Genomic DNA, 14,568 nt, shown 5'->3' with positions numbered 1-14,568 from the left:
ATATTTCCTGATTATGACAGGCTCTTCTCCCTGAGTTACAATAAATAAATGAATTTAAATGATTCGGCGGCGTAACAAATCCATTCATAATAATCTTCCTATTTTATTTCACAGGTATAACATAATTATCTAAGCTGATTTATCCCTAATTACTTAAATTTTCTTTCAGCAATTCAATTATTTATTATTATAATTTCGGGCGGAATAAAATTCCGCCCCTATAAAATTATATTTTTGTAATATCAATCATTTCAACGTCGTCTATTGTTCTGTTTGTCTGGAGAACGTTCGCAAGCGCTCTGGCGGTATCTATTGCGGTAAGACTGCATATAGAACGCTCGACAGACTTGCGTCTCATTTTTACACTATCTCTGGCCGGCAGACGTCCCTTTTCAGAGGTCGAAATAACATAATGTATCTTTCCGCTTTCAAGCAGGGACAATACGTTAGGTTCTTCATTTGAGGAAATCTTATTTACTAAATTGGTAGCTATCATATTTTTGTTCAGCATACTCGCCGTACCGCTGGTTCCGTAAAGCTCGAATCCCATCTGTGCGAACTTATCGGCAATATTGATTATTTCCTGCTTATCTGTATCACGAACGGATATAAGAACTCCGCCCTCTTTTTTCAAATCGTATCCGGCAGCTATAAGTCCCTTAAGCAAAGCGTCTTCAAAGGTTTCGGCAATTCCCAGACACTCGCCTGTCGACTTCATTTCCGGACCTAACATTGTATCGACGTCCTGAAGCTTTTCAAATGAAAATACAGGAACCTTAACGGCAACATACTTACTTTTCTTATATAGTCCGCCTTCATAGCCCTGATCCTTAAGCGTTTTACCCAGCATAATTTTCGTAGCTATATCAACCATCGGTATACCTGTTACCTTGCTTATATAAGGAACTGTTCTTGAAGAACGAGGATTTACTTCGATAACGTAAACCTCGTTATTATACACTACATACTGAATATTTACAAGACCTATGACCTTAAGCTCAAAAGCAAGCTTTCTGGTGTATTCGATCAGCGTATCAACGATTTTTTCTGATAATGTCTGCGCAGGATATACAGAAATTGAGTCGCCCGAATGAACGCCGGCTCTCTCTATATGCTCCATGATTCCCGGTATCAGGAAATCTGTTCCATCACAGATTGCGTCAACCTCAACCTCTTTACCCATCATATATTTATCAATAAGTACAGGATTTTCAATCATCGTTCTGGTGATAATTCCCATATACTCTACGACATCCTTTTCGGAATGAGCGATAATCATATTCTGACCGCCCAATACATATGAAGGACGTAAAAGAACCGGATATCCAAGCTTGTCCGCAGCTTCAACCGCTTCCTCCGTAGTCATAACGGTATATCCTGAAGGACGCGGTATGCCGCACTTTTCAAGAAGCTCGTCAAATCTTTCTCTGTCCTCCGCAGCGTCTATACTGTCGGCAGAAGTACCCAGAATATTGACTCCCATATCGGCAAGATGACGGGTAAGCTTAATAGCAGTCTGTCCGCCGAATTGCACCACAACCCCGTAAGGCTGCTCGGTTTCAATAATAGATTCGACGTCCTCCTTTGTAAGCGGATCAAAATAAAGCCTGTCGCCGGTATCAAAATCCGTGGAAACAGTTTCAGGATTGTTATTGCAGATTACAGCCTCATACCCTTCCTCTTTAAGCGACCATACGCAGTGAACGGAGCAGTAATCAAATTCTATACCCTGACCTATTCTTATCGGTCCGGAGCCGAATACTATTATTTTCTTCTTTCCCTTATCAGTTCTTTCAATAAATTGCTTTGCTTCGTTTTCTTCGTCATACGTTGAATAAAAATAAGGTGTTTCAGCTTTAAACTCTCCGGCGCAGGTATCGACCATTTTATAAACAGCTTTCCTTTTTACGGGGCATTCCTGTCCGGACATACGCTCTATTGTGCTGTCAAGATAACCGTATCGTTTAGCAGTAAGATATTTATCCTCTGTAAGCTCTCCGTCCGCGAGCCATTTTTCAAGCTCGACAAGATTTTTAAGCTTATTTAAAAACCATTCGTCAATGAGGGTTATTTCATGAAGCTGTTCAACGGAAATACCGCGCTTTAACAGCTCATAAACCTGAAACGCTCTTTCGTCGTCGGCATGAGGTATTTTTTCAAGCAGCTCGTCAGTGTCAAGCTCTGAGAACTTTTTCATATTAAGCGAATCAACGCCAAGCTCTGTTGAGCGTACCGCTTTCATCATAGCCTGCTCAAAGCTCGTTCCTATTGCCATTACTTCTCCGGTAGCTTTCATCTGTGTTCCGAGAGTTCGTTTCGCATACACGAATTTATCAAACGCCCACTTAGGAAATTTAACCACAACATAATCCAGCGCAGGCTCGAAGCATGCGTAAGTTTTACCGGTAACCTGATTGATAATCTCATCAAGAGTATATCCTATAGCTATTCTTGTCGCCACCTTAGCAATAGGATAGCCTGTCGCCTTGGATGCAAGCGCCGACGAACGGGATACTCTTGGATTTACTTCTATAACAGCATATTCCATCGATTCCGGATGAAGCGCAAACTGACAGTTACAACCGCCCTCTACCTCCAATTCAGAAATAATATTCAAAGACGCTGTTCTGAGCATCTGATATTCCCTGTCAGAAAGAGTTACGGCCGGTGCAATTACAATGCTGTCGCCGGTATGAACGCCAACCGGATCAAAATTTTCCATCGAACAAACGGTTATAACATTACCCTTACTGTCTCGGATAACTTCAAACTCAATCTCCTTCCAGCCGCTTATGCACTTCTCAATTAGAACCTGTGTTATCGGAGAAAGCCTTAAGCCGTTTTTAGCAATATCCCTTAACTGCTCTTCATTTTCTGCAATACCGCCGCCTGTTCCGCCGAGAGTGAACGCCGGACGCACAATAACGGGATAATCTATTACCTCGGCAAAGCTGACGGCGTCCTCGATTGTTTCAACCACCTTTGACGGAATACAAGGCTCTCCGATTTTTTCCATCGTATCCTTGAATGCCTGTCTGTCCTCAGCCTTATGTATAGTCAGCGGATTGGCGCCAAGAAGCTTTACGTTGTTAGCGTCAAGAAAGCCTTCTTCTGCAAGCTGCATTGAAAGCGTAAGACCGGTCTGACCTCCCAGTGTAGATAAAACGCTATCGGGTTTTTCAATCTCTATTATCTTTTTTACCGCGTCAAGCGTCAGCGGCTCGATATAAATCTTATCTGCCATCGCCTTATCTGTCATGATGGTAGCAGGATTAGAATTTATTAAAACTACCTCAAGTCCCTCCTGCTTCAATGCACGACATGCCTGAGTTCCGGCATAGTCAAACTCCGCCGCCTGTCCGATTACGATAGGCCCCGAACCTATAACAAGTACTTTTTTTATATCCTGTCTTAAAGGCATATCAGCGCATCTCCTTTTTAATAATTTCTATAAATTCATCAAACAGATATTCAGTATCCTGCGGTCCGCCGTGGGCTTCCGGATGGAACTGAACTGTAAACGCATTAATATTTTTATATCTCATTCCCTCGCAGGTTCCGTCATTAGCGTTAAAATGTGAAACCTCGGCAATATTCGGATCAATACTGTCGCCGATAACCGCATAACCGTGGTTCTGGCTTGTTACAAACGTTCTGTCAAGCGTCTTGTCGACAACAGGCTGATTTGCTCCTCTGTGTCCGTATTTCAGCTTTTCTGTTCTGCCGCCGTGAGCCAGCGCCATAAGCTGATGGCCCAGACAAATTCCGAATATGGGGATTCCCAGTCGGCTTATTTCTTTTATATTTTCAATTATCTCAGTATTTTCAGCCGGATCTCCCGGACCGTTGGACAGCATGATTCCGTCAGGTGAAATTTCTTTAATTTCCTCAGCGGTAGTATAAGCCGGAACCACCGTAACCTCGCAGCCCCTTTTTACAAGCTCGTTTCTAATATTTCTTTTATATCCGAAGTCAAACAGCGCAACCTTATATTTCGGAGCCTCGCCGCAATATGTTCTGAATTCTGTTCCGGTAACATTTTTTACTGCGTCCCTTACTTTATATTCATGCAGACTCTTTAAAAGCTCGTCCTTATTTTCATAAACGTCTTCTGTAGAAATAATTCCGTTCATTACGCCGACTTCACGAATTTTTCTCGTAAGGCTTCTGGTGTCTATCGAATGAATACCGATAATATTTTGCTTTATAAGAAAATCTTCTATCGTTCCCTGACAGCGGAAATTTGACGGAGTATTACACCATTCTCTTACAATGTAACCGCTTACATAAGATCTGGCAGATTCGAAATCCTCGTCGTTTACCCCGTAATTTCCTATAAGCGGAAAAGTCTGAGCGACAATCTGACCGTAATAGCTTGGATCTGTAAGCGTCTCCTGATAGCCTGTCAAGCCGGTAGTAAAAACCACCTCTCCGGTTACGGTCCCTTTTGCTCCGAAACTGTGTCCTTCAAAGACGGTACCGTCGGCAAGAAGCAGGTAAGCCTTTTCACTTTGATTAAACAAAGACATCTAACCATTCCTTTCACAGATAAAAATTTCTATTTTAAATTAATATAAGAAGTTATATCGTTTCTCATTCTTTCAGCTTCTCTTCTTGCAGCTCTTGCAAAATCCTGCTCCGGACATTCTTCTTTTTTATAAGCGCACATAACGGCTCTTGAAGAATTAACTATAGCTCCAAGACCGTTTTCATCAAAAGCGCCTGCAATGCCCTGAGCTCCTCCTCCCTGAGCGCCGTACCCCGGCACAAGAAACATTGTATGCGGAAGTCTTTTTCTAAGCTCTGAAAGCTGTTCCGGATATGTAGCGCCAACAACCGCTCCTACCGAAGAATAGCCGTATTCGCCGATTCTGCCGCTTCCCCATTTTTCACACATATCTCCCATTGCGGCATACACCGGAATACCGTCAATGAGCCTGTCCTGAAGCTCTCCGCTTGATTTATTTGAAGTCTTTACAAGCACGTATATACCCTTATCCTTTTCATCGCAGACCTTCAGAAGAGGTTCTATTCCGTCTGTTCCCAAATAACCGTTGACGGTAAGAGCGTCGGCGCCGAACGGCTCGCACTCCGTTTCCCCTATCTTAACGCTGCCCAGATGAGCGTTAGTATACGCTTCCATTGTGGCTCCTATATCGTTTCGCTTTCCGTCGGTAATAACAAACATTCCCTTAAGCTTTGCATAACGTATAGTTTTCTCCAGTGTTTTAATGCCGTAATGTCCGTACATTTCATAATATGCTGCCTGAGGTTTTATCGCAGGCACAATATCGTATATTTCATCTATTATCATCTGATTGAACCTGAAAACGGCCTTTGCCGCCGCCTTTATGGTCTGACCGTCCTCGCTGAAAAATTCCTGCTTGATATATTCCGGAACATAATCAAGCTTCGGATCAAGTCCTACTACCGTGGGATTTTTCATATCAACAATTCTTTTAATAAGTCTGTCAAATGACATAACGCCGTACTCCTTTTTTTATTATTTTTCAAAATACTGCATTATTCCGTCAGAAATAACGCCGACTGCTTTTCCTTTAAGCTCCATATTCTTAAAAGCAGAATTTGAAGATTTTGATTTAAAGCTGCACGGATCCACGATCCATTTCTTTTCAGTGTCTACTAAGGTTAATTCCGCCTGCATTCCTTCTCTGATTTTAAGCTCGGAAAGTCCCAGTACCCTTCTCGGATTTTCAGACATAAGACCGGATATTCTTTTTAATGAAATCATTCCGGTATGATATAGTCCGGTAAGAACGGCTGCCAAAGATGTTTCAAGTCCAACAACTCCGTTAGGAGCCTTAAGAAAATCAGATTTATCCTCTTCAGAATGAGGCGCATGATCGGTGACTATACAATCGATAGTTCCATCGCATATACCATTGATAATTGCAAGCCTGTCCGACTCTTCTCTGAGCGGCGGGTTCATTCTGTAATCCGCGTCCATTGTCCTTAGCAGCTCGTCTGTCAGCATAAAATAGTGCGGACAGGTCTCACAGGTAACCTTAACTCCGTTTTTCTTATATTTTCTTATTAAATCAACGCTTCCTTTTGTGCTGACATGAGCGATATGAATCGGACAGCCTGTATTTTTAGAGGTTATGATTTCACGCTCCGTAATACTGTCCTCCGAAAGCCTGTCCATTCCGGGAATGCCGAGCTCTTCGGATATTTTTCCCTTATTAATCTTGCCGTCCTTTATTATATCAAGGTCCTCGCAGTGAGAAATTGTAAGCAAACCGCATTTTGAAGCCTCAATCATTCCGGCCCGAAGCATTTCCTGACTTTCAACAGGTCTTCCGTCGTCAGATACGGCTACAGCTCCTGCGGCCTTAAGCATCGGATAATCGCAGAGCTTTTCCCCCTTAAGCCCTTCCGTTATGGAGGCCACGGGATATATTCTTACTCCTGTATGTCTGCCCTTTTCAATTATATAGTTCAAGGTTTCCACATTATCTGCAACGGGATTGGTATTAGGCATACACGCAACGCCTGTAAAGCCGCCGTAAAGCGCGGAAGCGGCGCCCGTTATAATGTCTTCCTTATAAGTGTAGCCGGGATCCCTGAAATGAACGTGCATATCAAAAAGACCGGGCATAACGACAAGTCCAGTGCAATCGTATTCGCTGTCGGCCGAATCTTTTATTTCTCCGCTTATTTTTTTAATAACCCCGCCGTCTATCAGTATATCGCAATTAATATCCGTATCAGAATCTACGGCTCTTATGTTTTTCAACAGTATTGATTTCATTCCTTACCTCCGTCAGACGGTATATATGGAAACATTATCCCGCCCGTCAATTTCGGTCACAGATACTTTTACTTTCTCGTCTCTTGAAGTCGGAAGATTTTTTCCGACATAATCCGGTCTTATAGGAAGCTCTCGGTGACCTCTGTCTATGAGAACTGCAAGTTGAATCGACTGCGGACGTCCCCTCTTAATAAGAGCGTCAATAGCTGCCCTGGTACTTCTTCCGGTATAGATAACGTCGTCGACTATTACAACTCGCTTATCTCTTATATCAAAGTCAATATCGGTTCTGTCGTACGCTGCCGGAGTTTGTCTGTCGTCGCGATAAGGGGTAATATCCAGCGCGCCGCACGGTACCTTTACACCCTCAAGCTCCTTAATTTTTGAGGAAATTCTTTCAGCAAAGGCCACGCCTCTCGAATAAATTCCTACAATACAAAGGTTTTCCGCTCCCCTATTTCTTTCCAATATTTCATATGTTATTCTTGCAACCGCGCGTCTCATGGTATTTTCATCCATAATAATAGTTTTTCTTTCCAAGCTACCACCTCTCAAACGCAAAAAAAGCTTATCTGCCGCTGACAGATAAGCTTAAAATATACAGCCGGATATAGCTACAGCATGTATTTTAAACGCTACCTTGTCAACCTCACAGGATCAACTTAAAGGTTTTCTGTTGGATATTATACCATACAATACCGCAAATGTCCAGTAAAATACAAAAAAATATTTCTATTTTGTTTTTTTGAACTTTTTCCCCAATAATATAATACTGGCGCCTGCCGCAGCCAGTCCGGCTCCGATTAAAAGAGTGCTTTTCTTAAGTTTATTGCCGCTTTTCTTTTTCTGATGTGAAATGCTTTTGAGCTTTCTGTTCACAGATTGTGTCTCGTCAGTCAGAATACAGTCAAGAGAAAGCCTTCCCTCCAAAACAATAGCCTTCATTTTGTGACGTCCTTCATTTAGGTCGTTTTTATAATAAAAAATTTGTTTTGAACCGCATTTTTCCACAAAAAGCCCCGCTGTCATTATTCTGCCGTCGATCTCGATTTTCAGTCTGAGATTTTCAGCCTCGCCCATAAGCGCAACCATTTCTCCGCTGAATTCATATTCAAAATAAGCTCCTTTTTTCTCGGCTGCGGCGCTGGTACGGTTATAAAAACGAAAGCTGTCCATAGCGTTTTTATTCCAGCCGTCGGAATATACGACACCGTTTGACAGGCAATCCTCCCTTAACGAATAGGTCGGATAACCAATTACAGGAGTTATGGAAAGATTTCTGAATCTGTTGTTATAATAGGCGCTGTAAAGAGAAACGCGTCCCGACAGTATCATTGGAGGAGAGGTTATATATTCACACAGTATCTGACGGTTTACAACGCACTTGATCCTGTTTTTCTTAGCTGTGATTCTCATTGAATTCCATCCGGACTGATTTACGCATCCGTCTTTTCCTTCGGCAACCACATTATCAAAATATCGCAGCTGCCATTTTCCATCCGGGAATATCCTGAGCTGATATCCGCATTCCGCGCTATAATCGCAGGTTACTGCCGAATTGTATCTCAATCCGACGCCGACATAGTTTTCAGGATCAAATCCGTCAAACTCCGCCTCAACCCTTACGGTATAATTGCTCCAGCTATCGTCTCCTAAATTTGTGGCAGGCGTCGGAGTTCCCCTGAAGCGCCAGTCCGTCGGTATTATGTCTTCAGTTATTATCTGTTCGAGTATATTTTCATTTCCGCATTTTCGGATTTCAAACGCCCCTCCCTGATCCGTGGTATAAAGAGGAGCTCCTCCGCGAAGCCTTGTAAATTCGCTGCTGTAATTAAAGCTATCCGAATAGGGCAGCTCCAGATGAGACGGACAATTATCCCTTGCTCTAACCGATTCTGTTCCGTTTACAGATTCAACGCCCAAAGTGGTGCATGTCATAATCGAAAATGGCTTTACTTCCAGTCTGTAAAAGCAGCCCGTTTTATTATTCGCCGGAATTATTTTATCTATAACCCTAAACCATGACGAATCAAACCTGCCGCCTGCCTCCGGTCCTCTGGTTTCAATGCAGTGAAGCTCTTCATCCCATTTTTCTATATTCCTGACGCAGACATCATAATACCTTGGCTTATCGGAATCATTAGTTAAAATCAATGTATAGTCTCCGCTTTCGGACATCAAAGCTATGTGATTTTCCGTTGTCTCCGTTATATGATGATTTTCCTTTCCGTCTCCGAAGCATCCGCTTTTTATAAATTTCCATCCTTTTTTTACAAAACGCGTTATATGAGCGGCTCCCCAAAGTCCGGATCCTATTTCAAAAAAACCGGACCATGGCTGCTCCGCTGAAATAAGATATTTCGGCGTATAATTAGAACCCGTATAATAAGAAGATACCGCCGGCTGATATTCATACATTACCATTGATCCGTGGCAGTAGCTGTTTATGATTCTATTTGTTACGTCTATAACAGAATTTATTCCACATATTCCTGAACCGTCGCAATTTATGGATAGACTTGAAATATTACAGGGAGATATTCCTTCGCTGTACCAAATTTCCTTGCCGTATTTTGAATTTAAAATTTCAGTGTTTTCGTCTCCATAAGTAGTATAGTGAAGTCCTATTACGTCTACCGCTTCCCTGAGGCTGCTGTTTTCCATCATCTGCGCGGCAATATTTCTTGTGCCGACTTCGTCCGAAGCTACTATTTTTATAGCGCTATAATCATATCTTGTATTTTTCTCTTCCTTAAGCCTATGCGAAAAATATATAATCCATTGAGCGTCCGCTTTTCCGGTTTCGTTAGAATCAGCGCTGACATAATCTATTTTCAGCCCGAATTCGTCATAAGCGGCGTCGATCGTTTCCTTATACCATCTGTATCTTGCGTCAAAGCCGCTTTCAATTCCGTCTGAAAACGCCTTTGAAACCCATGCCGGCTCTCCCCATCTCAGAAAATCAACGGTTATTTCAGGATTGATTTTCTTAGCGTCAGCAGCAAACATAAAACCCGCGCCTCTCGTAACGTCCGCAGGTTCCTCCAAATCCCTTTTTACGCAGGGTTCGGTTCCCGACGATGAATTTATATCCGCACCCAGTTCAATCTTAACGTGAGTCAGTCCGGCTCCGTAGTCCGGTCTGAACAAAAGCTCCATAATCTCCCAATATGAATCGGGTGATTTCGCCTTATAGTCCATTAGAAGTCTGGACGAATTATTACCTGTAACCGCTCCGAGACCCCTGAACGCGCTGGCCGGATTACGGTCGACAGTGCTGCCGTCAATTATAAGCTCTTTAATACTGCTGTTCATAAAAATCCTTTCCTTATCCGGATATGTATTACGTAGATGCAATTAGGAATTTTATTTTCTTTCCCTCGTCTGTAAACATCTGCTCATGCTCGGTTACTATGTTTTCTTTAAATCCGCTGCCGTGAAGGTCATAGGTCTTATATTTTATTTTATACCCTGCTTGTTCAAAATATTCAACTGACTCGGCAAACAAGTCGTCGTCGTCAGTTTTAAACCATATTTCTCCGTTTAGGAACTCCTTGTATTTTATAAGCTGCCTATAATGAGTCAGCCTTCTTTTTTTGTGCTTCGACTTAGGCCAAGGATTGCAGAAGTTTATATAAATACGCTCTATCCCGTCCTCTTTGCTGAAAACGCTGTCTATCTGCATTATATTTTTTATGAATATTCTTATGTTATCAAATTTCAAGCTGTTTTTTTCATATTCCGCCTCTATTTTTCTCTTTGCCAACACAAGCATTTCGTTCTTTATATCTACTGCGATGAAATTCTTTCCGCAGTCTGACGAGGCGGCCTTTGAAATAAATCCGCCCTTTCCGCAGCCAAGCTCAAGATACACAGGCTTGGAATTTCCGAGTTCATTCCTCCATTTCCCCTTAATTGCTTCAGGATCATTTATGCAGAAGCCGCAGGCTTCAAGCTCAGGCTTCGCCCAAGGTTTACATCTTATTCTCATTTTTATCCCCTAATTTATAATTTTAAAATCATTATAACATATTTTCATGAAAATATCATCTGTTTTTTAAAAATATTTATTGACAGATTTCTTAGAAATGATATAATAAAAATTGTATTAAATGCATTAAATTCAAGAAAGGAAACATTTTATTCATGCAAACAAATCAGATTTACAATATAAATCCCGATTACGAAAAAGCCGGTTTATCCGGCGAAGGACTTCACGCCGTACTTGAAGACTATTCTCTGGCTATATCTCAGGAAATCGGTCTCAGAAAACGTCCGGCGGTTATAATATGTCCGGGAGGCGGTTACGAATATCTTTCCGACCGGGAAGGGCAGGCGGTTGCCATGAGGTTTTCATCATTCGGCATAAACGCGTTTGTTTTAAAATACAGCATATGCACCGCGTTTCCAGCGGCTCTGCTTGAACTTGCCGAAGCGGTTAAATTCTTAAGGGACAACTCTGAGAAATTTGATATTGATCCTGATAAAATACTTATATGCGGATTTTCCGCCGGCGGTCATCTTTCAGCAAGTCTGGGTACGCTGTGGAACAGCAGCTATTTAAAAAGCATTTTTGGAAAAACTGAAATATACCGTCCGAACGGTCTGATACTATCCTATCCCGTTATAACAAGCGGACAATTCCGGCACGAAGGCTCAATAGAAAGTATAATAGGCAAAAATCCAGACAATGCTATGCTCGAACTGGTTTCACTTGAAAAACAGGTTACGCCGGATACCCCTAAAACATTTATCTGGCACTGTGCGGACGACGGCTGCGTTCCTCCGGAAAACACTTTTGATTTTGTTAAGGCTTTAAGCTTAAATAACGTCTCATTTGAATGTCATATATTTCCATATGGAGGTCATGGTCTGGCGCTTTCAGACGCTTCAACAGCAGGCTATGACGGACATATAAATCCTGTAGCCGCACAATGGTTCAGCCTTGCTACAGGCTGGATTTCAAGAGAATTTTTATAAATATCAAAAATATCGTTAGTAATTTTTAAGTTTTCTCGATTCTATTGCAAACGATTTGATTTTATGCTATAATAAATTTTAATGTAATATTGATTAGGAGAGAAAAGTATGTTTAAAATTGTTCACAAGCGCGTACTGAATCCATCGGTTGTTCTGATGGACATTCACGCTCCGTTTATCGCAAAAAAAGCAATGGCCGGACAATTTATTATTTTCAGAATAGATGAAAAGGGCGAAAGAGTTCCTCTGACGATAGCCGGCTATGACAGAGAAATGGGCTCCATAACCATAATTTTTCAGATAGTAGGCAAAACTACAGAGCATTTGGCTTCATTAAACGAGGGAGATGTACTTCTTGATGTTGCGGGTCCTCTCGGAATCCCTACCCATGTTGATGAAAACGCAAAAAAAGTATGCGTTATCGGAGGAGGAGTCGGCTGCGCTATTGCATACCCTCAGGCTAAGGAATTATATGACAGAGGTCTGAAAGTCGATGTAATTACGGGCTTCAGAAACAAGGATATTGTTATACTTGAAGACGAGTTTAAAAAAACCTGCGATAATCTTATTGTCTGTACCGACGACGGCAGCTATGGCAAAAAGGGATTTGTAACAGACGCCCTTAAAGAACTGATCGAGGCCGGAAACGAATATGACGCCGTAATAGCAATAGGACCCGTTCCAATGATGAAATTCGTATGCAGCGTAACTAAGCCTTACAATATAAAAACCATCGTTTCATTAAATCCGATTATGATTGACGGAACCGGTATGTGCGGAGGCTGCCGCGTTACAGTCGGGGGCAAAATAAAGTATGCCTGCGTAGACGGGCCCGATTTTGACGGACATGAGGTTGATTTTGACGAACTTATGAAAAGAAATTCAACATACAGAGAGCAGGAACATAACTGCCGTATGCTAAATAACTTGAAATAAACAGGAGGAAATGTTACAATGGCTAATATGGCATTAGAAAAGGTTCCTATGCCCGAACAGGATCCCAAGGTCAGGGCAAGAAATTTTGAAGAGGTAACGCTCGGCTATTCCAAAGCTATGGCTATGGAGGAGGCCAAGCGATGTCTTAGCTGTAAGCACAAGCCCTGCGTTTCAGGATGCCCGGTCGGCGTTAGAATACCGGAATTTATCGCTAAGGTCGCCGAAGGCGATTTCGACGCGGCGTATGATATAATAACTTCAACAAATTCACTGCCGGCAGTTTGCGGACGTGTCTGCCCTCAGGAAAATCAATGCGAAGGCAAATGCGTAAGAGGAATAAAGGGCGAACCGGTAGCAATAGGACGTCTTGAAAGATTCGTTGCGGATTATATAATGGAAAAGGGAGTCAGCAATACGCAGAAGCCGGCTTCTAACGGACATAAGGTAGCGGTAATCGGCGCGGGTCCTTCCGGTCTAACATGCGCGGGCGACCTTGCTAAAATGGGCTATCAGGTTACAATCTTTGAAGCTTTTCATACCGCGGGCGGCGTTTTAATGTACGGTATTCCGGAATTCAGACTTCCAAAGTCTATTGTCCAGAAGGAAATAAAAAAGCTGAAGGATCTCGGCGTTGAAATAATGCAGGATATGGTTATAGGCAAGATTCTTTCAGTAGACGAAATTATGGATATGGGCTATGAAGCTGTGTTTATAGGATCAGGCGCAGGCTTGCCGAGATTTATGGGAATCGAGGGCGAATCGCTTATAGGCGTGTGCTCTGCAAACGAATATCTGACAAGAATCAATCTTATGAAGGGGTATCTTGACGAATATGATACTCCCGTAATAAAGTCAAAATCAGTAGCCGTAGTAGGCGGCGGAAACGTTGCCATGGACGCGGCCAGAAGCGCTTTGAGAATGGGCGCCGAGCATGTCTACATAGTGTACAGACGTTCAGAGGCTGAAATGCCGGCAAGAAAGGAAGAGGTTCATCACGCAAAGGACGAAGGCGTTGAATTCCTCAATCTTAATAATCCCGTAAAAATTATAGGAGATGAAAACGGAAGAGTCTGCGCTATGGAATGTATCAGGATGGAGCTCGGAGAACCTGACGAAAGCGGAAGAAGAAGTCCTGTCCCGATTGAAGGCTCTAACTATAATCTCGAAGTCGATACGGTTATCATGTCAATAGGCACCTCCCCCAACCCTCTTATCAGAACTACTACTCACGGACTTGACGCAAATAAAAGAGGCTGTTTAATTGTAAATGAAGATATGCTTACCACTAAAGAGGGCGTTTACGCAGGCGGAGACGCGGTAACAGGGGCCGCCACAGTTATTCTTGCTATGGGCGCCGGAAAAACTGCCGCTGAATCAATTGACGAATATATTAAATCGAAATAACGGAGGACTTTAAATGAATAATTTTATAACGGTTATGTCTCAGAATACAGACGTTACAAACAGCATGTTCACAATGCTGATATCGTTTGTAATCATTATATTTTTCTTTTATTTTCTGCTTATAAGACCGCAGAAAAAAAAGGACAAGGAAGCCAAGGCAATGCGGGACAGCATTCAGATCGGCGATGAAATCATGACTATAGGCGGAATTGTCGGAATTGTCGTGAAAAAAACTGAGGATACTGTTGTTATTGAAACGGGCGGCGATAAAAGTAAACTCCGTATAAAAGTATGGGCTATTCAGGAAAATATTACTGTCAGCGAAAAAGCCGCGGCAGCAAGAGCGGATAAAACAAAAGCTATGATAGAAGCAAGACAAAATAAGAAAAAGAAAAAAGATAAGGATAATCAGGAATAATTTTTAAGGGACGTTTCAAGCGTCCCTTAAATTTTTTGTAACATTCGCTAATTTCAGT

Annotated in this window: 11 protein-coding genes; 4 read left to right on the top strand and 7 right to left on the bottom strand. The window is 42.3% G+C overall.

Annotated elements, in window-relative coordinates:
- Window positions 1-226 precede the first annotated feature (226 nt).
- The 7 genes from carB to trmB form a co-directional block, all read right to left on the bottom strand.
- The gene (gene carB, locus ACYQ0N_RS06685; protein ID WP_460162251.1) at window positions 227-3,421 is read right to left on the bottom strand and encodes a carbamoyl-phosphate synthase large subunit; all 3,195 of its coding nucleotides are present in this window, start codon (window positions 3,419-3,421) and stop codon (window positions 227-229) included.
- 1 nt (window position 3,422) lies between these two features.
- Window positions 3,423-4,529 (bottom strand): carbamoyl phosphate synthase small subunit, encoded by a 1,107-nt coding sequence (locus ACYQ0N_RS06680; RefSeq protein WP_460162250.1) that lies wholly within the window; start codon window positions 4,527-4,529, stop codon window positions 3,423-3,425.
- Between the two features lie 29 nt (window positions 4,530-4,558).
- The gene (gene pyrF, locus ACYQ0N_RS06675; RefSeq protein WP_460162249.1) at window positions 4,559-5,482 is read right to left on the bottom strand and encodes an orotidine-5'-phosphate decarboxylase; all 924 of its coding nucleotides are present in this window, start codon (window positions 5,480-5,482) and stop codon (window positions 4,559-4,561) included.
- Window positions 5,483-5,503: 21 nt separating this feature from the next.
- Window positions 5,504-6,772, bottom strand: a complete 1,269-nt coding sequence (locus ACYQ0N_RS06670) for a dihydroorotase (RefSeq protein ID WP_460162248.1) — start codon at window positions 6,770-6,772, stop codon at window positions 5,504-5,506.
- A 12-nt stretch (window positions 6,773-6,784) separates the two neighbouring features.
- Entirely contained in the window at window positions 6,785-7,312 is a 528-nt protein-coding gene (pyrR, locus tag ACYQ0N_RS06665) for a bifunctional pyr operon transcriptional regulator/uracil phosphoribosyltransferase PyrR (RefSeq protein ID WP_177531281.1), read from the bottom strand.
- Window positions 7,313-7,504: 192 nt separating this feature from the next.
- A complete protein-coding gene (locus ACYQ0N_RS06660) occupies window positions 7,505-10,087 on the bottom strand; it encodes a 3-keto-alpha-glucoside-1,2-lyase-like domain-containing protein (protein WP_460162247.1) in 2,583 nt (860 codons plus the stop codon).
- Window positions 10,088-10,115: 28 nt separating this feature from the next.
- Window positions 10,116-10,763: a tRNA (guanosine(46)-N7)-methyltransferase TrmB gene (gene trmB, locus ACYQ0N_RS06655; protein ID WP_460162246.1), complete on the bottom strand. Its 648-nt coding sequence runs from the start codon at window positions 10,761-10,763 to the stop codon at window positions 10,116-10,118.
- 155 nt (window positions 10,764-10,918) lie between these two features.
- Between trmB and ACYQ0N_RS06650 the strand changes: the two genes are divergently transcribed.
- The 4 genes from ACYQ0N_RS06650 (at window position 10,919) to yajC (ending at window position 14,510) form a co-directional block, all read left to right on the top strand.
- Window positions 10,919-11,752, top strand: coding sequence for an alpha/beta hydrolase (locus tag ACYQ0N_RS06650; protein WP_177531278.1), 834 nt, complete (start codon window positions 10,919-10,921; stop codon window positions 11,750-11,752).
- Window positions 11,753-11,860: 108 nt separating this feature from the next.
- Complete coding sequence (locus tag ACYQ0N_RS06645) at window positions 11,861-12,688, top strand: sulfide/dihydroorotate dehydrogenase-like FAD/NAD-binding protein (protein WP_177531277.1); 828 nt, start codon at window positions 11,861-11,863, stop codon at window positions 12,686-12,688.
- An 18-nt stretch (window positions 12,689-12,706) separates the two neighbouring features.
- Complete coding sequence (gltA, locus tag ACYQ0N_RS06640; RefSeq protein WP_177531276.1) at window positions 12,707-14,092, top strand: NADPH-dependent glutamate synthase; 1,386 nt, start codon at window positions 12,707-12,709, stop codon at window positions 14,090-14,092.
- Between the two features lie 13 nt (window positions 14,093-14,105).
- Complete coding sequence (yajC, locus tag ACYQ0N_RS06635; protein ID WP_460162245.1) at window positions 14,106-14,510, top strand: preprotein translocase subunit YajC; 405 nt, start codon at window positions 14,106-14,108, stop codon at window positions 14,508-14,510.
- Window positions 14,511-14,568: the final 58 nt, after the last annotated feature.

The organism is Ruminococcus sporogenes, from assembly GCF_054655175.1.
The sequence above is the reverse complement of the archived record's forward strand: the minus strand, read 5'-3'. Positions and strand labels throughout refer to the sequence as shown.